The 23,948-nt window shown below is 29.7% G+C and carries 18 protein-coding genes and 1 pseudogene; 13 read left to right on the top strand and 6 right to left on the bottom strand.

Annotation, left to right across the window (positions count from 1 at the left end; all coding sequences use genetic code 11):
- Positions 1 to 129 precede the first annotated feature (129 nt).
- The 3 genes from EU91_RS0108910 to EU91_RS0108915 are packed head-to-tail and all read left to right on the top strand — an operon-like array spanning position 130 to position 1,723.
- Positions 130 to 408 carry a DUF3134 family protein gene (locus tag EU91_RS0108910; protein ID WP_032525214.1) on the top strand — a complete coding sequence of 93 codons (279 nt, stop codon included), beginning with the start codon at positions 130 to 132 and terminating at the stop codon, positions 406 to 408.
- Complete coding sequence (mraY, locus tag EU91_RS00175) at positions 392 to 1,468, top strand: phospho-N-acetylmuramoyl-pentapeptide-transferase (RefSeq protein ID WP_032525215.1); 1,077 nt, start codon at positions 392 to 394, stop codon at positions 1,466 to 1,468. The genes EU91_RS0108910 and mraY overlap by 17 nt, the downstream gene beginning before the upstream one ends.
- 9 nt (positions 1,469 to 1,477) lie before the next feature.
- Positions 1,478 to 1,723, top strand: a complete 246-nt coding sequence (locus EU91_RS0108915) for a hypothetical protein (RefSeq protein WP_032525216.1) — start codon at positions 1,478 to 1,480, stop codon at positions 1,721 to 1,723.
- Here EU91_RS0108915 and EU91_RS00170 read toward each other — a convergent pair.
- The 3 genes from EU91_RS00170 to EU91_RS00160 form a co-directional block, all read right to left on the bottom strand.
- Positions 1,657 to 3,066 (bottom strand): glycosyltransferase, encoded by a 1,410-nt coding sequence (locus EU91_RS00170; RefSeq protein WP_032525217.1) that lies wholly within the window; start codon positions 3,064 to 3,066, stop codon positions 1,657 to 1,659. The genes EU91_RS0108915 and EU91_RS00170 overlap by 67 nt on opposite strands.
- 202 nt (positions 3,067 to 3,268) lie before the next feature.
- A complete protein-coding gene (uvrA, locus tag EU91_RS00165; RefSeq protein WP_032525218.1) occupies positions 3,269 to 6,172 on the bottom strand; it encodes an excinuclease ABC subunit UvrA in 2,904 nt (967 codons plus the stop codon).
- A 53-nt stretch (positions 6,173 to 6,225) separates the two neighbouring features.
- Entirely contained in the window at positions 6,226 to 7,905 is a 1,680-nt protein-coding gene (locus EU91_RS00160; protein ID WP_032525268.1) for an AAA family ATPase, read from the bottom strand.
- Between the two features lie 68 nt (positions 7,906 to 7,973).
- On the opposite strand from EU91_RS00160, the gene EU91_RS00155 reads away from it, so the two are divergent.
- The 7 genes from EU91_RS00155 (at position 7,974) to purF (ending at position 17,564) form a co-directional block, all read left to right on the top strand.
- Positions 7,974 to 9,830, top strand: a complete 1,857-nt coding sequence (locus EU91_RS00155; RefSeq protein WP_032525219.1) for an ABC1 kinase family protein — start codon at positions 7,974 to 7,976, stop codon at positions 9,828 to 9,830.
- Positions 9,831 to 10,403, top strand: a complete 573-nt coding sequence (locus EU91_RS00150) for an alpha/beta hydrolase (RefSeq protein WP_032525220.1) — start codon at positions 9,831 to 9,833, stop codon at positions 10,401 to 10,403. It begins immediately after the preceding gene.
- Positions 10,404 to 10,408: 5 nt separating this feature from the next.
- The gene (thrC, locus tag EU91_RS00145; RefSeq protein ID WP_032525221.1) at positions 10,409 to 11,512 is read left to right on the top strand and encodes a threonine synthase; all 1,104 of its coding nucleotides are present in this window, start codon (positions 10,409 to 10,411) and stop codon (positions 11,510 to 11,512) included.
- 331 nt (positions 11,513 to 11,843) lie between these two features.
- Complete coding sequence (dnaN, locus tag EU91_RS00140) at positions 11,844 to 13,001, top strand: DNA polymerase III subunit beta (RefSeq protein WP_032525222.1); 1,158 nt, start codon at positions 11,844 to 11,846, stop codon at positions 12,999 to 13,001.
- Position 13,002: 1 nt separating this feature from the next.
- Positions 13,003 to 13,710 carry a PRC-barrel domain-containing protein gene (locus tag EU91_RS00135; protein WP_032525223.1) on the top strand — a complete coding sequence of 236 codons (708 nt, stop codon included), beginning with the start codon at positions 13,003 to 13,005 and terminating at the stop codon, positions 13,708 to 13,710.
- A gap of 3 nt (positions 13,711 to 13,713) precedes the next feature.
- A complete protein-coding gene (gene purL / locus EU91_RS00130) occupies positions 13,714 to 16,056 on the top strand; it encodes a phosphoribosylformylglycinamidine synthase subunit PurL (RefSeq protein ID WP_032525224.1) in 2,343 nt (780 codons plus the stop codon).
- Positions 16,057 to 16,103: 47 nt separating this feature from the next.
- Entirely contained in the window at positions 16,104 to 17,564 is a 1,461-nt protein-coding gene (purF, locus tag EU91_RS00125; protein ID WP_032525225.1) for an amidophosphoribosyltransferase, read from the top strand.
- Here the strand turns inward: purF and EU91_RS00120 are convergent.
- The 3 genes from EU91_RS00120 to queG form a co-directional block, all read right to left on the bottom strand.
- Positions 17,561 to 20,002 (bottom strand): DNA gyrase/topoisomerase IV subunit A, encoded by a 2,442-nt coding sequence (locus tag EU91_RS00120; RefSeq protein WP_032525226.1) that lies wholly within the window; start codon positions 20,000 to 20,002, stop codon positions 17,561 to 17,563. The two genes, purF and EU91_RS00120, sit on opposite strands and share 4 nt — an antisense overlap.
- Positions 20,003 to 20,080: 78 nt before the next feature.
- Positions 20,081 to 20,944, bottom strand: coding sequence for a hypothetical protein (locus EU91_RS00115; protein ID WP_032525227.1), 864 nt, complete (start codon positions 20,942 to 20,944; stop codon positions 20,081 to 20,083).
- The gene (gene queG, locus EU91_RS00110) at positions 20,941 to 21,891 is read right to left on the bottom strand and encodes a tRNA epoxyqueuosine(34) reductase QueG (protein ID WP_032525229.1); all 951 of its coding nucleotides are present in this window, start codon (positions 21,889 to 21,891) and stop codon (positions 20,941 to 20,943) included. The genes EU91_RS00115 and queG overlap by 4 nt, the downstream gene beginning before the upstream one ends.
- Before the next feature lie 148 nt (positions 21,892 to 22,039).
- Here queG and EU91_RS00105 point away from each other — a divergent pair, with 148 nt between their 5' ends.
- From EU91_RS00105 to EU91_RS0108920, 3 genes and pseudogenes are all read left to right on the top strand, one after another.
- Positions 22,040 to 22,774 (top strand): DUF502 domain-containing protein, encoded by a 735-nt coding sequence (locus EU91_RS00105; RefSeq protein WP_032525230.1) that lies wholly within the window; start codon positions 22,040 to 22,042, stop codon positions 22,772 to 22,774.
- Between the two features lie 3 nt (positions 22,775 to 22,777).
- Positions 22,778 to 23,407, top strand: a complete 630-nt coding sequence (nusB, locus tag EU91_RS00100; protein WP_032525231.1) for a transcription antitermination factor NusB — start codon at positions 22,778 to 22,780, stop codon at positions 23,405 to 23,407.
- A gap of 59 nt (positions 23,408 to 23,466) precedes the next feature.
- Positions 23,467 to 23,948, top strand: a pseudogene (locus EU91_RS0108920) (signal recognition particle-docking protein FtsY); the annotation flags it as partial.

Below are 23,948 nucleotides of genomic sequence, written 5' to 3' on the forward strand. Positions count from 1 at the left end.
TCAGTTTAAATAAACCTGCAAATAAGAATGAAATTGCCCAAATAAAAAAGTATTTTAAATTTCCTTTATCAAACAAAGTTTTTCGTGCGCATGATTATGTATTATCTTATATATAGTACATAATCTTTAATGGACTCAAATAAATTAAAAATTAGATTAAAAGATATTTCTGAAGTTAATCCTGCCTTAACTTGCTACCACAGAGAGGATCCAGCCCCTGTTTTACCATTAAGAGATGAACCCGATCTACTATCATGGCTTGAAAATTCAGGAAGGCTAATTGCTGAAAAAGACGGGGATTCTCAAGAAATAAGTACTATAGAAGAAGAAGAACTTTCAGCACTCATGGGAGAAAAAGAAGATTATAAAATTGAAGAAGTATCTTCCGAAGATGATTGGGAAGATTAAACAGTTTAACTTTAAATCATTATTAATATTTAATACATTTGCTCTAACAGTTACTTCTTATCTTTTTAATAATTTTATTTTTTTAGGAGTTTATCTCCTATTTTATTGTATTTCTTTGTTCACGACAAAAAATGGTTTAAAAATAATCAAAAAATTTCATTTATTTCAAAACATTAGAAACGAAGGACCTGCTAATCACTTTAAAAAAAGAAATACCCCAACAATGGGAGGGATTTTTTTAATAATACCTTTTTTAATTTTTACTCTAATAATTAATATTCATCTTAATTCAATAAAATTATTTCTTTTATTAGTTAGTATTTTAGGATTTTTTATTATAGGTTTTTTTGATGACTACATAAGCATAAAAAACAAAGAAAATACGGGATTAAAATCAAACGAAAAATTCATCTTTCAAAGTATTATTGCAATGATTTTTATTTTTATTGCTTACGAAAAAGAGTTAATTAACCCATTGATTACAGTATCTGAAACTTGGGGAATAGATACTAATATTTTTATATTTCCCATCTCTTTTTTAGTATTAGTTGGCTTAAGCAATTCAGTAAATTTATCTGATGGACTGGATGGATTAACTGGTGGTTGTAGTGCAATTATTTTTTATGGATTAGGAACAGAAATATTAATTAAAGAACAGCAGGAGCTTATTGTCTTTAGTATCTTGTGTTATTCAATGTCGGGCATTTGTTTAGGGTTTCTCAAATATAATTGTTACCCTGCAAAGATATTTATGGGTGATACAGGATCATTGAGTATTGGTGCGATTATGGGATCTATAGCATTATTAACAAATAGCTTATTTACTTTATGTATTTTCTCTGGACTGTTCATTATTGAGTCTTTATCTGTAATCATTCAAGTAGGGTTTTTTAAAATTACAAAAAAATTATCTCATAATGGAAAACGTATATTTTTAATGGCACCACTACATCATCATTTTGAGCTTAAAGGAGTTAAAGAAACAAAAATAGTTGAAAATTTTTGGAAAATCAACATTTTACTTGTCATTTTAGGTATAGTTTTAAAAATTAATCTATAAAAATTTATTATGAGTTTTTTTACATGGAAAGATAATGGATTAACGAGTGATTGCTCCAGTCTTGATGCAATGGCATCAAGATTTGAAGAGACTGCAAAATTAATGAAAAAACTATCTAAGAAAGGTTTCAAATTAAAGAAAACTCATAACAATCAACTAATACTTCATCCTGATCCTAAAGTATTCGATCAATGGGGATTTATAAGTGAAGAACTTCCTTTTAAACAACTCTGTCTAATATCTGATGAAGAATAGCTATGGATTCTTGAAAACTCTTCTGTGAGTATTGATAAATAATTACGTACGTGAGTATTCCAACTAAAGTGCCTACTGACTCCGTCAATTCCATTTCTACTCCATACTTTCCACTGTTCATTATTAGAAATTCCTTGTTCAATAATAATTTTCAACTTATTAATATCAGTTACATCAACTAAAAGTCCATTTTCACATTTTGAGCGAATTTCTTTAGGTCCTCCATCATTTGTTGATATAATTGGCAATCCGCATGAAGAAGCTTCAAGAAGGGTTAAACCAAAAGGTTCTGTTAAAGCTGGGTTTACAAATACACCCCCTCTGCTAGCTGCCCACCTATATAAAGCAGGTATCTGACTTGGAAGATGCTTTTTTGGATAAGCTACCTTTCCATACAAATTATATTTATCAATAGTTTCAAAAATATTATGGAATACATCTTTTTGTTGAGGATCAAGTTTTGAAGTACTGTCACGACAACCCAAAATCAAAATTAAATTAGTTTTTCTTTTTAATTTTTCAGATCTCCCGTATGCCTCAATCAAAGAAGGGATATTTTTTCTGCGTACAGCTCTTGAAATAGTTAATAATGGAGGTTTAGTAGAATCTTTAAGAAAAGGCTTCATAATATTTTCAATTTCAGCTGTCTCTGTTGTCGAGTGAATATGGTGAAACTTATTATGATCAACACCAGGGGGAATCACTTTAGCTTTCTTAGGCGAAAAAGAAGAATATTGGGAATATTGATAAACTGATTCTTGTTTAGTACTTGTAACAACAATATCTGCTGACTTTAAAGCTATTTCTTCTGCCTCAATTCTTTTACTTATGGAATAAAGCTTTTCTATTTGATTAGTTGTTAAACCAGTATCAAGCAATTTCCTCTTTTTTTCTCTTCCTAAAGAATGACCAGTAAAAATAAGTGGAACATTTAATGATTTACTTAATTTAACTCCTACGTATCCAGCATCTGCATAATGCGCATGAATAAAATTAGGCTTTTCATATTTTTCATAATAAGAGATAAGACTTTCAGTTAATTGGTCTAGATAAGGCCAAAGCAACTCCTTTCTTAAATATTTTTCAGGTCCAAATTTAAATCTTAAGATTCTCACTCCAGGTTCTACAAATTCTTCTTCTTGTGAATATTCATTGTCTACTTTAGGGTCTTTGATTAAACGAGTAACTAAATCTACTTGATCAACTTCTGAAGTATTAGCCAAACTTTTAACTAACTCTAAAACATATTGTGTTTGCCCTCCTGTATCTGGATCCCTGCCTAATTCAAGATTTTTAGACCGTATAAGACCATGTAGATGTAAATGTAAAAATTTAAACCTCATTCGGTAAATCCTCCGGTCAACAGCCTTTAATACAAATAAGCTGAATTTTCAAAGGAAATATTAAGAAAGCATTACGATTTTAAATTTTTTTTAATGCAAAAGTTCTATAAAGACCAGATATAGACTTAAATAATACCCCTCAAAAGAAGAATTTAATTTTAATCAAATAATTAAAAATAAAAAGAAATACAACAATTTTTTTTTATTTAAGTACTTTTTTAAGATATTTTGCTGTATAGCTTGTGGGATGTTTCGCTACATCTTCAGGAATACCTTCTGCGATAATTTCGCCACCTTTATCTCCCCCATCAGGTCCTAAATCAATAATCCAGTCAGAACACCTAATTACATCTAAGTTATGTTCTATAACAATTACAGAATTCCCTTTATCTACCAAACGTTGTATCACATCCATTAATTTATGAACATCATAAAAACTTAAACCTGTAGTTGGTTCATCAATCAAATAAAGAGTTTTTCCAGTAGCTCTTTTAGATAATTCTGTAGCTAATTTAACTCTTTGAGCCTCTCCCCCAGATAATGTAGGAGCAGGTTGGCCTAATTTGACATATCCTAATCCAACATCTACTAATGTAGTTAACCTATCAGCAGCTTGAGGTATAGCAGAAAAAGTTTCTGCAGCTTGTTCAACAGTCATCTCTAAGACGTCAGATATATTAAAACCTTTATATTTAACTTGAAGAGTTTCCCTATTAAAGCGAGCTCCTTTGCATACTTCACATTGAACATACACATCTGGCAAAAAATTCATTTCTATGACATTAACTCCTTGGCCTTTACATGCTTCGCATCTTCCTCCTTTTACATTAAAACTAAACTGGCCAGCCTGATAACCCCTTGCTTTGGCTTCCACTGTGGCGGTAAATATTTGCCTTATAGGATCAAAGGCACCTGTGTAAGTGGCAGGATTTGATCTTGGTGTTCTCCCTATTGGAGATTGATCAATAACGATAACTTTATCAATCGCCTTTATACCCTTTAACTCTTCAACCCCCTGCGGAAAAGGGACTTTTAATCCCAGAGAATGACACAAGGCAGGATGAAGTAATTCATTTATCAAAGTACTTTTGCCACTGCCACTAACACCAGTTACAGAAACTAGTCTACCCAATGGAAATTCTACAGAAATATTCTTTAAATTATTTTTTGAACAACTATTTAAAATTAAACTTTTTTTTACAGAAGATCTACGTTCTTTTGGAGTAGGAATCGACTTCCTACCACTAAGATAGGCCCCAGTAAGGGACCTCTCTGATTTCAAGACATCTTGATATGATCCCTTAGCAATAATTTCCCCGCCATAAACGCCTGCACCTGGACCAATATCTACTAAATAATCTGCAGATTTCATAGTATCTTCGTCATGTTCAACAACAACTAAAGTATTACCAAGGTCTCTTAAGCTTTTTAATGTTTCTAATAATCTGTCATTATCTCTTTGATGCAACCCAATACTTGGTTCATCTAATACATACAGAACACCAGTAAGGCCTGCGCCTATTTGCGTAGCCAATCTAATACGCTGAGCTTCTCCGCCAGACAAAGTCATGGCTGGTCTATCTAAAGTTAAATAATCTAAACCAACATTAATTAAAAACTTTAAACGTAAACGAATTTCTTTTAAAACCAATTCACCTATCTGTTTTTGTTTTTCTGATAAAGATATATTTTCCTTCTTAATCTTGCCTAATCCCATCATGCGCTCTATGTGCGTTAAAGTTTCAGAAACGCTTATGGATGTTAAATCAGTAATATTATATGGGCCAAGTTTAACTGCCAAAGCCTCAGGCCTTAATCTTTTACCAGAACATGTCTTACAAGGAACTAATTCTAGGTACTTTTCTAATTTTTGTTTTGCCAACTCTCCATTAGCTTCATTCAATTGCCTTTCTAATATTGGTAAAATTCCCTCAAAAGGTCTTTCAAAACCACTAGAAGTTTTAAAACGGCTGTCAGCTTGAATTAATATTGGTTTATCTGATCCCAAAAGTAGAACTTTTTTTTGCAATTCACTTAAATCCTTCCAAGGAGTTTTTAATTCAAAACCATAAGCTTGTCCTACAGAATAAAGTAAAGAGAAGTAATAAGTATTATCTTTTTCACTCCAAGGCGCTATTGCAGCATAAACAGGTAATGATTGATCAGGTATAACTCTATCAGCAGTAAATTTTTTTAAATAACCTATCCCATGACAGTCTGGACACGCACCATATGGGCTATTAAAGGAAAATAGCCTAGGAGAAAGCTCCTCAACAATAGAACCATGTACAGGACATGCATAATTTTCTGAATAAAGTTTTTCTCTCTCTAGATTAGGTGGTAAATTTTCTCCTTTTTTTGGAACAACTTCTACTATTGCTAGACCATCACCTCTCTTGAGGCAAGTTTGAAGAGAATCATTTAATCTTTCTTGTATTCCTTCTCTTGCAATTAGTCTATCAACTACAACTTCAATATTATGAATTTGATTTTTATCTAATTCAATACTATCTGCAAGTTCTCTTACCTCCCCGTTAATTCTTACTCTAGCGAAACCCTCAGCAGCTAGTCCATTTATTAATTTTGTATGAGTTCCTTTCTTTCCTCTTACTACAGGAGCCAACAATTGGTACCTTGTTCCCTCTGGCAATAAAAGAATTTGATCAACCATTTCATCAATTGTTTGTGGCGCAATTGGAATTCCACAATGATGACAATGCGGTTCACCAGCACGACCAAACAACAATCTTAAATAATCTTGTATCTCTGTTACTGTTCCAACTGTTGATCGAGGATTATGACTTGTTGATTTTTGATCAATTGAAATAGCAGGTGATAAGCCCTCAATATTGTCAACATCTGGTTTATCTACTTGACCTAAAAATTGCCTAGCATATGCTGATAAACTTTCTACATATCTTCTTTGACCTTCAGCAAAAATCGTATCAAAGGCTAAAGAACTTTTACCACTTCCACTAACTCCTGTAAAAACAATAAATTTATTCCTAGGTAGAGAAAGGTCAATATTTTTTAAATTATGTTGACGAGCTCCCCTAATAATAATTGAATTATCCTCTGCAAAATTATTATCAATTTTTATAGCCATGTTTAAATCTAATTTTGATTTAAAAAGACTATTATAGTGTAATTTTTTCTATTTTATGCAGCAAATTTATCAAGAAGTTTAGACGCATATTCATTTAATTCAGAAGAACCTCCACCAATAAGTTCTACTAATTCATGTTTTCTTTGTTTTTTTGTTGTTAGTTTGGATATTGAAGTATAAGTTATCCCATCAATAACGTTTTTATTAACTTTAAAATGAGCTAATCCTCCAGCAGCCAAGAAAGGCTGGTGTGTAATACATAAAACTTGTTGATCATGAGAAATTTTTTTTATTAGCTCAACCAAAGAAAATAAAGATTTACCACTTAAACCGTTATCAATTTCATCTAAAAAGAAAGTATTTGGCTTTGTAGAAATACTAGATTTAATGGCTAATAAGAATCTTGACATTTCTCCACCTGAAATAACATTAGATAATGGAGCAAGCTTCTGATCAGGATTAGCTGAAAACAAAAAATTTATATTATCAATTCCATCGCCAGAAGGCTTACATTCTAAAACTTGAATTAAAAAATTTGCATTTTCTAATCCTAAATCTCTTAAAATTGAAATTACTGAATTTTGTAACTGTTTAGCAATTTTTTTTCTTTCAGTGGATTGAGTGAGAAATAAAGAATTTAAATTACTTTGTAAGTTTTTAATTTGATTTTCAATATTAGAAATCTCTTTATCTTTATCGATTTTTTGAAAATATGTCCTTAATTGATCTCGCTTTTTAATTAATTTAGGTAAATCCAATGAAAAAGTTCTCTCCAAGTTTTTTAAAAAAAATAATCTTTTTTGTATTTCTGAAAGGTTAGATTCATTATTCTCTATGTCTTGTATATATGAGTTTAAAGCGAAAATTAAATCTTCAACGTGAATTTGTATATCTAATAAATTTTCTCTAAATTTTTGAATTTTTAAATCAAAATCTGCTGTTCTATTTAAATTTTTTATTGATTGATTTATCAAAGACGCAACTGATGGTTCATCATGACTGAAATTATTTAAGTTATTTAAAGATGATTTAATTGAATTATTTATTTCGAGATTATTGACAAGTTTATTTTCTAGTAACTCTAATTCTAAGATTTCCTGACTGGACTCTAAATTAGCCTCCTCTAGAGTTTTCAATATTTCTTTAGTTATTAAGTGATTTTCTTCATTCTTCTTAAAGGATTCTATTTTTTCATTCATTAAACATTTTAAAACCTGAATTTTTCCCCATATATTTTTAATATTCACACTAGTATCTTTCACTTCTTGCGAGCATAAATCATCAATAATTAATCTTCTTTTCTCTTGAGTATCAAATATAAAAGTATCTGATTGTCCTGCAAAATCTATCAATAACCGTCCAAGTTCTTCTAATAATTTTTTGTTAATTGATGAATTGTTAAGGCTATATTTAGATAAAACTTTATTATTTTTTTTGTAAGATATTCTCTTAATATTTAGTACTGAAAAACTACTTTTAAACCCATTACAAATTAACCAGTTATTAATTTGGAAAGAAGTGGAAAATATTGCCTCAACTGTACAATGATCTTTTCCTGGACGGATTAAGTGCTTTAAAGGTATATTGGTTCCACCAAATAAAACATTTAAGGAATCTAATATCAGTGATTTTCCTGAACCAGAATCACCTGTAATTATGTTCAAACCTTTTTCGAAATTAATTTCTATAATTTCTATTAAGGCAATATTTACTATTTTTAATTGTATGAGCATAATAAATCTTCCATATAAAGAAATTAACTTCTTTTTCAAAAAAATAAAGGTTTTAAATATATAAAGTTATGAAAGAAGATTTTACTGATTTTATAGAGGTTTCTGGGCTTTTAGAGTACGATCCAGATACAATTTCTAAAATTTACAAAAAAAATCCACAAAGACTTTTAAAAAGGCTTTGGCAAACATTATTACCGATTTTTATTTATATATTTTCTGTCGGGTGGGATAAATTAACTGGTAGATTAAAGAATAAAGCTATTGCAAGATTTAGAGCAAAAGAATTAACAAATTTATTAGTAGAACTTGGACCAGCATTTGTTAAGGCAGGACAAGCTTTATCAACAAGACCAGATATTATTCCAGGAGTTCTACTGGAAGAGCTATCTGAATTACAAGATCAACTACCAGGCTTTGACGGAGATAAAGCTATGGAATTAATTGAGGAAGATTTAGGATCCAAAATAGATGAAATTTTTTTACATATTGATAAAAAACCAATTTCTGCCGCTTCTCTCGGACAAGTGCATAAAGCCAAACTAAAAAATAACGAAGTTGTTGCAGTTAAAGTTCAACGTCCCGGTTTAAGAGAACAAATTACTTTAGATCTCTACATAGTTAGAAATATTGCTTATTGGCTTAAAAACAATATTGGTCTTATAAGAAGCGATCTGGTTGCATTAATTGATGAATTAGGCAAAAGAGTGTTTGAAGAAATGGATTATTTAAATGAAGCTGAGAATGCTGAGAAATTTAGAAATATGCATAAACATAATAAAATGATTGCTGTGCCGAAAATTTATAAACAAATTACATCAAGAAGGGTCTTAACCATGGAATGGATTGATGGGGCAAAATTAACTAATTTAGAAGATGTACAAAAATTAGGAATAGATCCTGACAAAATGATTGATATTGGTGTCCAATGCAGTTTAGAACAACTCTTAGAACATGGTTTTTTCCACGCTGACCCACATCCGGGTAACTTATTAGCTTTAAAAGATGGGCGATTATGTTATTTAGACTTTGGAATGATGAGCGAAGTTTCAAGGGACTCTAGATCTGGTTTAATCCAAGCAGTTGTTCATTTGGTAAATAAAAACTTTGACAAGTTATCTCAAGACTTTGTAAAACTAGGGTTTTTATCAGAAGAAGTTAATTTAGAACCTATAGTTCCTGCATTTCAAGATGTTTTTATTAATGCTGTTGAACAAGGTGTTTCAAAAATGGATTTCAAAAGCGTCACTGACGATATGTCTGGTGTTATGTATAAATTTCCTTTCAAATTACCACCATATTATGCACTTATAATTAGGTCATTATTAACATTAGAAGGAATTGCTTTAAGCGTAGACCCAAATTTCAAAATATTAGGTGCAGCGTATCCATATTTTGCTAGAAGATTGATGGAAGATCCAGATCCGCAATTAAGAGAAAGTTTAAAAGAAATGCTTTTCGATAATAAAAAATTTAAATGGGACCGTTTAGAAGATCTACTTTCTAACGCTGCAAAGCAAACAAACCTTGATTTAGAAAAACTTTTAGATGAAGTAATAAATCTTCTCTTTTCACCAAAAGGAGGATTCCTTAGAAATGAAATAGTTGAAAGCTTAACAAATCAAATAGATGAACTTGGTTTAAAAATATTGAAAAATTTAAATAACTACCTTCCAAACTCAATTAAATTAAATATGACTAACGAAAATAACAACTTTAATGATCTGATAATGTACATAGAGCCATTAAGAAACTTTTTAGAGATTTTACGGAGAGTACCCGGTTACTCTAATGATATTTTTATAAAAAGAGTTCCTCGCCTGATAAATGAGCCTTATACAAAAGAAATGAGTATAAAAATTGCAAAAAAAATTACTGAAAAAGGGATGGTAAGACTTGTAAAAATTGCAGCTGGCTCAAGTATCTAAATGAAGTTTAGTAAATTATTAATAATTAAAATTATTTTTATTTTAATAAGTTCTCAATTTATTTTTAATGTATCAAAAGCTAAAGCTGCTGAAGAAATAAAAATTGTATACAGCTTATTTTCTAGAACAATTACAGTAAATTCTTTAAAAAAATTTGCTGAAGAAGGTAATTCAACAAAAAATATAAAAACAATTTTAAAAGCAACTGGATCTCCTAATGATGAAATTAGATCAGTATTAAAAAAAGATTTTGAAATCCCTATCACAATTGCAAGCAAATTAGTATATTCAGAAATAGGTAATATTTTTTTAAGAAGACTTTCCTCTATTATTCATCCGCCTAGAGCAAGTGATGAAAAAACAGGAATGTTAGCGCTCAGAGCAAGTATTGTTCAGGGAATTAAGTTGGGAAATGGGAAAATAAATCTTATAAATTTTTTTGAAGGATATCCAACTAAAACTGTTATTTTAGATGTGAACGCTTTGAGCAAAGTTATGAATAAAGTAGAATCAATTTCAGAATTATTTGACTTTTTTACAAATTCTCCTCTAGACAAAATTAAAACAAATTAAAAGTTATGGTGTTATTAAATAAAATCAAAAATAAATTAAGAATTAATTATAAAAAGAAAAGATGGCCAGGTTTAATTGAAGCTTACAAACAATATCTTCCAGTTACTAAAAAAACTCCCATTATTTCACTTAATGAAGGAAATACGCCGCTAATTTTGAGTGACTCGCTTAGTAATTTAATTGGCAATGGAACAAAGGTTTTTTTAAAATATGACGGTCTTAATCCAACAGGATCTTTTAAAGATCGTGGTATGACAATGGCTATTAGCAAAGCAAAAGAAGAGGGCAGTGAAGCAGTAATTTGTGCAAGCACTGGAAACACTTCTGCTGCTGCTGCTGCATACGCTTCTCGAGGAGGATTAAAACCTTATGTTTTAATTCCAGAGGGATTTGTTGCACAAGGAAAACTTGCACAAGCTTTGATGTATGGAGCTGAAATAATATCTATTAATGGAAACTTTGATAAGGCTCTTGAAATTGTTAGAGATTTATCTTCAAAATATCCTGTAGAACTTGTTAACTCTGTTAACCCATTTCGAATACAAGGCCAAAAAACAGCAGCTTTTGAAATTATTGATGATCTAGGTTTTTCACCTGATTGGCTCTGTATACCAATGGGAAATGCGGGAAATATAACTGCTTATTGGATGGGATTTAACGAATATTCAAAAATAAAAAAGAATTTAAAATTACCAATTATGATGGGTTTTCAATCTGAAGGCTCTGCTCCATTGGTGAAAAATATAATAGTTGAAGATCCAAATACAATTGCAACAGCAATAAGAATTGGAAATCCTGTTAATAGAGAAAAAGCAAAAATAGTGAGAAAAGAAAGCAAAGGAGACTTTCAGTCCGTTACTGACGAAGAAATAATCAACGCTTATAAAATACTGGCTAAAGAAGGTATATTTTGCGAACCTGCAAGTGCAGCTTCAGTAGCAGGATTGATTAAAAATAAAAATAGAATACAGAAGGACTCCACAATAGTTTGCGTTCTTACTGGAAATGGTTTAAAAGATCCTGATTGTGCTATTAAAAATAACGATGCTATTTTTAGGAAAAATATTGAACCTTCGTTAAAAAATATTACTGAAATATTAGGATATTAAAATCCAAAAAAAATAGTGTCTGTGGAAATCACCTAAAAATAATAATTATTTGTTGAAAAAAATATAAAAAAAAATTTAAATTGTTGGATAATTTTTTCTTTTTTTAAAAATTTTAAATTTATTTAACAAAAATAATTTTTTTTCCACTTATATAAAAATTCAAAAGCCCAGTAAGTAGAAGCTTTAACTTATAAATTCCACAAATTCAACAATAACTACTACTACTACATTTTTTATCTTTTATATTTATTTATATTTAGAATAAAAAAAAATGACTTATTGAATTTAATTTACGAAAAAAGTATATTGTGTGTAAAAGTTCCAAATTCCAATGGAGATTATTTGTAATCAAAATGAGTTAAATAACGCTATTCAATTAGTTAGCAGAGCAGTTGCTTCACGACCAACTCATCCAATTCTTGCAAATATACTTTTAACAGCTGACCAAGGAACAAATAAAATTAGTTTGACAGGATTTGATCTTAACTTAGGAATTCAAACTTCATTCGATGGAACTGTTGAGAATAGTGGAGCTATTACTATACCTTCAAAACTATTATCTGAAATAGTTAATAAATTGCCTTATGAAACTCCTGTTTCTATAAATGTAGAAGAAAATTCAGATAATATTTTAATAAAAAGTGATAGAGGTTCTTTTAACCTTATAGGTATACCTTCTGATGATTATCCAAATTTACCATTTGTAGAGAGCGGTACTTCTCTAAATATTGATCCTAGTTCTTTTTTAAAAGCTTTAAAAACTACTATTTTTGCTAGTAGTAATGATGATTCAAAACAATTACTTACAGGTGTCAACTTTACCTTTAAAAAAAATTATTTAGAGTCTGCTTCTACTGATGGTCATAGATTGGCAGTGGCGTTAATTGGTAATGAAGAACATCTTGAAAATAATAATAGTTTAACTTCAAATGAAGATGATTTATCAGTAACTATTCCAACAAGATCATTAAGAGAAATTGAAAAGCTAGTATCTCTTAATAGCTCAGAAAATTCAATAAAGCTTTTCTATGACAAAGGCCAGGTAGTTTTTATTTCTTCTAATCAAATAATCACGACAAGAACCCTTGAAGGTAAATATCCAAATTATTCACAATTACTTCCTGATACTTTTTCTAAGATTTTTAATTTTAATACTAAAAAATTAATTGATGCATTAGAAAGAATTGCAGTTTTAGCTGATCAACAGAGTAGTGTTGTTAAGATTAAATTAGATAATACTGATTTAGCTTCAATAAGTGCAGATGCACAAGATATTGGAAACGCAAACGAATTAATACCTGTTTCTTACTCTGGAGAGAATTTCGATATTGCATTTAACGTTAGATATCTTTTAGAGGGTTTAAAAGTCATTGCTTCTGAAAATGTACTTCTAAAGTGTAATCTTGCAACTACTCCAGCTGTTTTTGTACCAGAAGATAATCTTAATTCATTTACTTATTTAGTCATGCCTGTTCAGGTTCGTTCTTAACTTGAAGCTACCGAAAGAAATTTTATTAAGTGATTTACTTAATTGCAATGTTAAGGGTAATTTAGCTCTTAATTACGGAAATGGTGAAAATGTTTGGATGCATCCTCCAGTGCATCGAATTTTAGGATGGTATTCTCGTCCTTCAAACTTTGATTTAAAACGAAATGTTTGGAGATTAAATCAAATTAGTCAAATAATAGATAATGAAATTTATGTCAATGGTGATCCAGCAATTTCTGATTTAGCAACTTTAAATAGGTTTCCGACTTTAATAGAAGCTAATTTGATAAATACAAATGGTTCAAAAATAGGAGTAATTGCAGATTTTCTCTTTGAAATAAAAACGGGTAAAATTAAATATTATATAGTTTCTAGATCTAATCCTAAAATTCCAGGTTCAAGTAGGTGGAAACTAAATATTGAAAATATTAATGATCAACAACCGGGCTTAGTATTTTGTGAAAGCAATTCTATAGATGATTTATCATTAATTAAATCAAGTATTAAAAATGAATTTTTGCAAAAAGGAAAAAAAATTTTTGATAGATTCGATGATATGAAAAATATAGCTTCTAATAGATTAGAGGAATGGCTTGAAGAAGATGAAGATATAAACCAAAACTTAGATTATAAACAAAAAAGTTTTTATAATTACGATAGAACATCAAGATCTTTTAGTGATAAAAAAGAAGATGAACCTTGGATTTAAAGAATGATAAATTTAGAAAAAAATGATCTATATGATCTTAATGAAGCACTTAAAATTGAAAATCTAACAATTAATGATTACGAAGAAATTTGTAATAGGTTAATGCGGAAACCAAATAGAACTGAACTAGGGATGTTTGGTGTAATGTGGTCAGAACATTGTTGTTATAGGAATTCAAAACCTTTATTATCTAAATTTCCGACTAAAGGAAAAAACATCTTAGTTGGCCCGGGAGAAAATGCTGGTGTTGTTGATTTTGGCAATAATCAAAAACTTGTTTTTAAAATAGAAAGTCATAATCATCCTTCTGCTATAGAACCTTTTCAAGGGGCTGCGACAGGGGTAGGAGGAATATTAAGAGATATTTTTACAATGGGAGCAAGGCCAATAGCAGTATTGAATTCTTTGAGATTTGGAAATCTTGATAAACAGTCTAATATTGATTTACTTAGAGGAGTTGTATCGGGAATATCACATTATGGAAATTGTGTAGGTGTCCCTACCGTGGGAGGTGAAATCGAATTTGATGATAGTTATTCTGGAAATCCATTAGTTAATGTTATGGCGTTAGGACTTTTAGAGACTAATGAAATCGTTTGTTCTGGAGCTAAAAATATTGGATCTCCAGTACTATATGTAGGCAATACTACTGGAAGGGATGGTGTTGGAGGTGCTAGTTTTGCAAGCTCAGAATTAACTAGTAGCTCATTAGATGATAGACCTGCAGTACAAGTTGGTGATCCATTTATTGAGAAAAGTCTCATAGAGGCCTGTTTAGATTCTTTTAAAACAGGAGATGTAATTGCAGCTCAAGATATGGGTGCAGCAGGTTTAACTTGCAGTAGTGCAGAAATGGCAGCAAATGGAAATTTAGGTATATCTATTGATTTAGATTTAGTTCCTTCTAGAGAAGATAATATGTCTTCATACCAGTATTTATTATCTGAATCACAAGAGAGAATGTTATTGGTTGTAAAAGAAGAAAAAGTTAATAACCTTATTGAAAAGTTTAAAAAATGGGGATTATATGCAAATGTAATTGGAGAAGTAATAGAAACTAATGAGGTAATTATTTCTCATCAAGGTAAAATTGTCGCTCAAATTCCTACTTCTGCTTTGTCTGATGATACTCCTGTAAACGTTCATAATGTGATTAATAATCCACCTGATTATTTGCTTAAGAAATGGGAGTGGAAAGAAAATAATTTACCAGAAAGTAATGAGCAAAAAATATTTTCATTGAAGGAAAATAAAAGTTTTACTTATTCACAAATTATTTTAAAACTTCTTTCTAATCCATCAATTGCGTCTAAAAAATGGATTTATAAACAATATGATTCTCAAGTTCAAGCAAATACAGTTTTTAAACCTGGAGTATCAGATGCAGCTGTCATAAGATTAAGAGAGCAAAATCAAAAAAATAAAAGTAAGGTATTTGCTGGTGTTGCTGCTTCAGTCGACTGTAATAGTAGATGGGTTGCTCTTGATCCTTTTAGAGGAGCGATCGCTGCAGTTGCAGAATCAGCAAGAAATGTTAGTTGTGTTGGGGCGAAACCAGTAGCAATTACAAATAATTTAAATTTTTCTTCTCCAGAAAATCAAATTGGCTATTGGCAACTTTCATCATCATGCAATGGAATTTCTGAAGCCTGCAAAGTTTTAGAAACTCCTGTCACAGGAGGAAATGTTTCTTTATACAATGAATCAAAAAATAAAGAAAATAAAATTAATCCAATCAATCCTACCCCTGTTATTGGAATGGTTGGAAAAATTGATAATGTTGAAAAAGCCATAAGTAGTGAATGGAAAAATATTGATGATCAAATCTGGATAATTGGTTCTCACAAATCAGAAAAAACAATTGCAGCTAGTTCTTATTTGGAATATTTTCATGGTGAAGTTACAGGTCGACCTCCAAAAATACATTTGTTGGATGAAAAGTTTTGCCAGAGTTTTTTAAGAAATGGGATTTTAAATAGTTTTGTAGTTTCATCTCATGACATAAGTGATGGAGGCTTAGCTATTGCTTTAGCAGAGTGCTGCATTTTGTCAGCGAAGGGTGCAAAAATTGAATTACAGGAAGATGATCAAAACAGAGATGATAATTTACTATTTTCAGAAGGAGGTTCAAGAATTATTTTTTCAGTAGATAAAACGAAAGAAAAAGAATGGCTTAATTATTTAAAAAAAATTCAAATAAATTCGCAATCAAGTATATATATAAAAAAAATAGGCTATGTTTCAAATCAGACTCTTAATATAAAAAATCAAAATAGAAATATTTGCAATATTAGGGTTGAGGAATTAACCGAAAAATTTAATAATGGTATCTCATGTCACTTTTAAATATGAAAAATATTCTTCAACAATTAAAATTTTTAAGAAATTAAGTTATGTGTGGAATAGTTGGAATCGTTTCTTCAGATGATGTAAATCAACAAATTTACGATAGTCTTTTGCTTCTTCAGCATAGAGGTCAAGACTCAACAGGTATAGCTACAATGGAAAACACTATTTTTCATATTCATAAAGCTAAAGGTCAGGTTAATACTGCTTACAGAACAAGAGATATGAGGAATCTAATTGGTAAAATTGGTTTAGGACATGTTAGATATGCAACAAAAGGATCCGCAGAAAGTGTGGAGGAAGCCCAGCCTTTTTATGTAAACGCGCCCTATGGAATTGTGTTGATTCATAATGGTAATTTGACCAATACTAGAGATTTAGAAAAACAACTATTTAATATTGATAAGCGGCATACAAATTCTTCAAGTGATACTGAAATGTTATTAAATGTATTTGCGACAGAATTGCAAGATCAAATTCATAATCAAGAATTAGAACCTGATATTATTTTTGATGCTGTCAAATCCTTACATAAAAGAATTCAGGGTTCATATGCATCTATTGCACTAATTTCAGGGCATGGTTTATTAGCATTCAGAGATCCTTTTGGTATTAGACCATTAGTTATAGGAAAAAGACTTTCATCAAAAACAAAGAAGGAAGAGTGGATGGTTGCCAGCGAATCTTTAGTTCTTGAGAATAATGATTATCAGGTAGTGAGAGATGTAGAACCTGGAGAAGCTATTTTTATAAATCTTAATGGTGAGTTTTTTTCTAAACAATGTTCTGAAAATCCAATATTATGTCCCTGTGCTTTTGAATATGTTTATTTAGCTAGGCCAGATTCAATTATGAATGGAATATCGGTTTATAAAGCTCGTTTAAAAATGGGAGATTATTTGTCTGAAACAATAAAAGAAACAATTAAATCGGGTGATGTAGATGTTGTAATGCCTATTCCAGACTCTTCTCGACCTGCGGCTATGCAAGTTGCTAGACAATTAGGGATAGAATATAGAGAAGGTTTTTTTAAAAATAGATATGTAGGTAGAACATTCATAATGCCAGGTCAACAGAAACGTAAGAAATCTGTAAGACAAAAATTAAATGCTATGAGTACAGAGTTTAAAAATAAAAATGTATTAATTGTTGATGACTCTATAGTAAGAGGTACTACTTCAAAAGAAATTGTACAGATGGCTAAAGATGCAGGAGCAAATAAAGTTTTTTTTACATCAGCGGCGCCTCCTGTTCGTTTTCCTCATGTTTATGGAATTAATATGCCTAATAGAGATGAGTTAATAGCTCATGATAGAACAATTCGCGAAATTGCTGATCAACTTGAAATTGATAACCTCGTTTATCAAAGTGTTGAAAATTTATGTAAATCAATAATAGGAGGAACTTCTATAAAAGATTTGGAAATGAGTTGCTTTACCGGGAAATATGTAACTGGAACAGTAAATCGAGAGTACTTAAATTGGGTTGAAAATGTATATAAATCCTAGTGCATTAAGTTTTCTAGTCGAAAACAATTTTCGAGATATTCTCCTTTTTCTAAATTTAAAAAGTTAATTAAAAAATTTGTTTTGTTAGATGTGAAATTTAATTTATCAAAATCTAACCTTGCGGATTTATTTTTATTAGTTTCAATATCCAGGTAATGATTACTTGGTGAAACTTTTAGAAAGTAATCATTTTTAAGTTGAGTTCTTTCATTTAAATACCCCAAATTGTATTCATTTGCATAATAAATTTCATTACTATTAATACAAAATATTTTTCCTTGCTTTGAAATTAAATAAATATTGTCTCCATTTTTATATTGACAACAAGAAACAATCCTTTCAGTTGGTAAAGGTTTTGCAAGCATTAATCCTTGAGATTGTTTTGTTGTGGGGTTTAAATTTTTATTTGATAAATTGAATTTAAATAGTCTTCCAATTGACGTTAATATTATCAAATTGTTTTCTTCACTAGAAATAAATGAATCAATTATTTGAATATTATTTTTCAACTTAGTTATTGCAAAAGATCTATTACTTTTAAACATATTCTCATCAAATAAAACTTTTTTAAATCTTCCATCAGAATTCAAGATACATAAATAATTTTTAATTCCTTTTTTCATTGAATGAAAATTTAATATTTCATTTTGATTAATATTCCCAATGATTTTATTATCTAATTTAAAGTCATTATTAATATTTGACTCCCAATCAATATGAAATACTTTTCCTGTTAGAGTAATTCCAATTAATTTTATATTTTTTTCTATTTTGAATATAAATTTTTGAATGTTTTTATTATCTATAATTTTATTTACTTCTTCAAATGATTTCTTATAATTATTTAAAATCATTTTTTTTAGGTAAAGCCTATTATCAATATATAATTTAGTTTTTTTATTTACGAAGTCTTCTAATATCTGATTATTAATTGTTTCTAGTTCTTCATTTTGATCTATATTCTTGAGTAGTTTTGTTTTTCTTTTAACGTCATATTTTTTCTTTAGTATTAATAATTCTTCTATAAGTAATTTAAGTAATAATTCTCTTTCATTTAACAATTTTTGAAAATAATCTTTTTTCTCTTGTAATTTTTCTAAATCATCATCTATCTGATTTTTTTCGAGATTTGTTAATTTTTTTAGAGGCATATCCAAAACTGAACTTGCTTGTTTCTCACTCAAGTAAAACTTTTCAATTAATTTTGATTTGGCTTCTGCAGAATTTTCAGATTCTTCTATGGTTTCGATAACTTTTTTTATATCTTTCGTCGCTTTAGATAAACCTTCTAATATTTCTAGTTTTTCAAGTGTGTTTTTAAGATAATAATTAGTTCTTTTTCTAATTGTTTCTTCACGAAATTCGAGAAAATAGTTGAGATATTGTTTTAAGTTTAATTGTATAGGTTTACCATTAATTAATGCTAAAAAAATTGCCCCAAAGTTGGTTTGGAGTGTTGTTTTTTTATACAAATTTGAAATTACAAGTTCAGCATTAGAATCTTTTTTTAATTCTATTACAATTCTCATGCCATCTCTATCACTTTCATCTCGAATATCAGATATTCCATTAATTTTGTTTGAATTAACAAGTTCTGCTAGTTTTTCAATCCAACCTGCCTTATTGATTTGATAAGGAAGCTCTGTAATGATTAATGCATTTTTTTTATGCTTTCCTTTACTTAAAGTTAACTCCTCTATCTTTATTACACCTCTAATTGTTATTGATCCTTTTCCTGTTTTGTAAAGTTCCTGTAATGCATTCCCACAAATTAATTCCCCCCCTGTAGGGAAGTCAGGTCCCTTTATAATTTTAGAAAGTTGTTTATCACTTATTTCTTTATTTTCTATTAGAGCAATTAAACCATCTACTATTTCTCCTAGATTGTGAGGTGGAATGTTTGTTGCCATTCCAACAGCAATACCTGAAGATCCATTTAACAATAAAAATGGAAGTTGGGCTGGAAGAACATCTGGTTCTTTTTGGGAACCGTCAAAGTTATTTGAAAAATTTACTGTTTCTGATCCTATTTCTTCAAGAAATCCTTTGTGAGCTATTGGAGCTAACCTGGTCTCAGTATATCTCATTGCTGCTGGTGGATCATTATCTACAGATCCAAAATTTCCATGACCGTCTAAAGTAGGATATTTTGTTGAAAAACTTTGTACAAGCCTTACTAATGCATCATATACTGCTTGATCTCCATGAGGATGGTATTTCCCAAGCACATCTCCAACAACTCTCGCACACTTTCTAAATGGCCTATCTGGTGTTAAACCTAATTCATACATTGCAAATAATATTCTTCTCTGAACAGGCTTAAGGCCGTCTCTTGCATCGGGTAGTGCACGTCCTACTATTACGCTCATTGCATACTCCAGATAAGAACGTTGCATTTCTTCTTGGAGTGAGATGGAAGTAAATTTTTTCTTATCCATTAGAGCGCAAAATTGAATATGTATTGATTAACTAAATTAAGATTAATTGGTAAAAAAATATTTACCAGTATTAAAAATTTAAGAAGATATATTTATCTTTGATTTTGCTAGTAATACATCTTCTTGAAGCTTTTTATTTTGTAAAAGTATTTCTGTTGATTTTTGCAACTTTTCTCCCCATAACTGTTCTTTTCTATATTCATAACTAACATAGTTGGGATTTTTAGCTAAAGCCTTTTTTGCTAGTTCAAGCGCTAAATTAATATTTTTAATTCTTAAACACGAGGCAAGTCCTAGAAGAGGTTCAGCGTTTTCTTCAATAGAGATCGCCTTTTCAAAAAGTGTTTTTGATAGGTTTATATTGTTTTTCTCGAAATAAGCTAAACCTTGGTTATTAACTGCTTGCCAAAAATCAGGCTTAATTTCTATAGATTTATCAAAAAGTTTTATTGCACCTAAGTAATTTTTTTCCATTAGTAATATGTTTCCTAATTGAAAAATAGCTTTATGGTTATTTGGTTCAATTTTTAATCCTGTTTCTAAAGCAATCTTTGCATTTTTTTGTTGGGCAATTTGTAGGAAAACATTACTCTTAGCAAAGTATATTTCACTAATATTTGAGTTGATTTTTTCTGCTTTATTTAGAGACTGTAATGCGTTTTTATATAATTTATTGGCGATCTGTGCTTCTGACAAGATTAACCATAGTTTTTCATCTGCTGCATTTATTTTTACAGCTAATTTCGCTAAATTAAGACTATCTTTATATTGTCCAAAATATAGAAGTTGATAGGCACTTTTGCCAATAGATAAACTTTCTTTTTGTAAACTTTTTATTGTCGGGAAATAATAATAGGGAACGATTGATTGAACTTTTTCTACTTTAAAAAAGTTAAAGGTTATCAAAGATATGCAAATTATGTTTTTTAAAAATTTTTTCATTTTATTTTCTCATTTTTCAAATTTGCTTTTATATTTCTTTTCCACATCCATGGTTTAATTCTTTTTAATGTAGTTCCATGAAGATGTTTTTTCCAAGTTTCATCATCCCAATTTAAAGAATCAATATTTAGATTTTTAATCCATTTTTTAGGAGTAGTTTCAATAGTATTATTGTATGGCACTGATTTATTCCAGGGACATACATCTTGACAAATATCGCATCCGGCAACCCATCCATTTAAATTTTCTTCTATTTTTTTTGGAATAGTTTTTTTTCTGTTTTCTATCGTGTGATACGCAATACATAAATCTGATTTTATTACAAAGGGTTCAACTATTGCATTTGTGGGACAATTTTCAATACAAATATCACATTTTCCGCAAAGTGATTGATGAGGCGTATCTGGTATTAAATCTTGTGTAAGGATCATAAAACCTAACGTAAACCAGGAACCATTTTTTTGGTTTATTAAATTACTGTTTTTACCTATCCATCCAAGACCAGACTCTTCAGCCCAAGCTTTTTCAAGAAGCGGGGAGGTATCAACACATATTTTCCATTTACAAGTTGGAATTTCAAGGTTAATCCATTTACCAATATTCTTTAATTTTTTGTAAATCACTTTATGGTAATCTTCTCCTTGACTAAATTTCCCTACCTTGAAGAGGTTATTTTGTTTTTGTGAATTAATGTAAGTAAACCCAACGCATAAAACACTTTTTGCATTTTCGAGAAGTGTACTTATGTTCTTTCTTCTTTCTGCTTCCATCCATTTCATTTCAGAATGGTGGTTGTTTGATAACCACCTCTCTAATGCATCAGTTCTTAATTTTATCCTTGAGCTGCCTGGAATTGAAGCAATTCCAGATAATGTAAAACCTTCAGCAATTGCCCTTTCTTTTAATTTTTTACTTATTTCTTTTTTCCTTTGAATGGTGTTTATCATTTCTCTATTATGTAACGCTTTGCTTATAAAAAGTTCTTTTTGAAAAGTAAACTAATAAATAATTTAAATTTATTAAAAAAAAAAGTATCCTAAATAATTAAAAACAGTTAAATTATTAGTAAAGTTAAATAAAGTTAGAAACGTAATTTTGGTTGAATCTAATCAAAATCAAGAGACGAACCTAGGATCTAGGCTCCAACAGGATCTAAAAAACGATCTCATTGCCGGCTTGTTGGTTGTAATACCTTTAGCAACAACTATCTGGCTGTCATCATTAGTTAGTAAATTTGTTTTAACGCTTGTTACCTCTGTTCCTAAGCAATTAAATCCTTTTATTACTTTAAATCCTTTATTACAAGATTTAATTAATCTTACTTTGGGATTAACTGTTCCCTTACTAGCTATTTTGCTTATAGGCTTGATGGCAAGAAATTTCGTAGGAAGATGGTTATTAGAATTTGGAGAAGGTACTTTATCAAAAATTCCTGTTGCAGGAGCAGTTTATAAAACCCTTAAACAACTGCTTGAAACTTTCTTAAGTAATAAATCTAATCGATTTAGAAGAGTTGTTTTGGTTGAATATCCACGAGAGGGACTATATAGTGTAGGTTTTGTGACTGGCGATGTTGGTCCCTCTCTTCAGCCAGAATTGAACGAAAAATTGCTCAGTGTCTTTATACCTACAGCACCAAACCCAACTACTGGGTGGTACACTTTGGTTCCTGAAACCTCTGTTAAGGATTTGGATATTTCTGTTGAAGATGCTTTTAGAACGATAATTTCTGCTGGGATAGTCAATCCAGATGAAAAAAATAATACATCAAATCCAACATTTTCAAAATTATTTTCTCAATTGCGTGCTTCCACTAATACTTCTTCTTAATTGATGCATAACAATAAATCCTTATCTAGAGAATTATCTTTAATTTCTCTAGGTCTCATAAAAGATAAAGGTGATTTTAAATTAAATAAATTTCAAATAGAAGAAATTTTTGAATCTTCTTTGGATGCCCTCATAGACCATTGCAGAGATGAATTAGATAATTGCGAGTCAGAATTAGAATATGCATCACAAAAGATATTAGACAGTGAATTGCATGAAGGGGTAAATCCTTCTTTTTCAAATGTTAGAGAAGACTTAAAAAAATCCCTCACAAAAATTGAAGCTGTAATGAATACAATCTCAGCATCTTTAGAATTTCCAAAATTAATAATTTCTAGTGGTCAAACTGATATAAGAGAGGACATAAATGAGAGGATAAGATTTATTATTAATAATTTAAAAGTTATTGATTCTGAGATTGATCAATCAATGGAAGGCTGGAGATTAAAAAGATTACCAAGAATTGATCGGGATATTTTACGATTAGCCTATGTGGATATTAATTTTTTAAATACACCAATTGCTGTTGCTTGTGATGAGGCAGTAAATTTAGCTAATAAATATAGTGATATGCAAGGAAGAAAATTTATTAATGGAGTTTTAAGGAGATTACAAACAGTAAAATTAAAGTAATTATTTGATATAAATAAATAGTATTTTAAAATTTATTAAATAGGAATTATAAATATCTAATGACTAATACTGATTCTGACAATTCCAGAGAGTGGGCTGCTCAAGCTTATGCACTTTTAAAAAAAAGACAAGAAGAGCAAAAACAGGAATTAAAGAATCAAGAAGAGCAAAAACAGGAATTAAAGAATCAAGAAGAGCAAAAACAGGAATTAAAGAATCAAGAAGAGCAAAAACAGGAATTAATTGATATTGAGAGTAAAGAGAATCTTTCTGAATCGCCAAAAAATCTTTCTGAACCTGAACTAGGAGATTTTGATGATAATTTTACGTGGTCAGCAATGGTTTTAGCTGCTCAAGGAAAGAAAATAAATCAAATTTCGATAGATGAAATTGATTGGCTAACTAAATTAAGAAAAGGATTAGAAGAAACAAGAAAAGGATTTGTTACTGAATTGTTGGATAAATTGGGAGATGATCCCCTAACTCCTGAATCTCTTGATGAATTAGAGACTCTATTAATAAGAGCTGATGTTGGTATTGA

This window comes from Prochlorococcus marinus str. GP2, from assembly GCF_000759885.1.
GTDB classification, from domain to species: Bacteria; Cyanobacteriota; Cyanobacteriia; order PCC-6307; family Cyanobiaceae; genus Prochlorococcus_A; species Prochlorococcus_A marinus_J.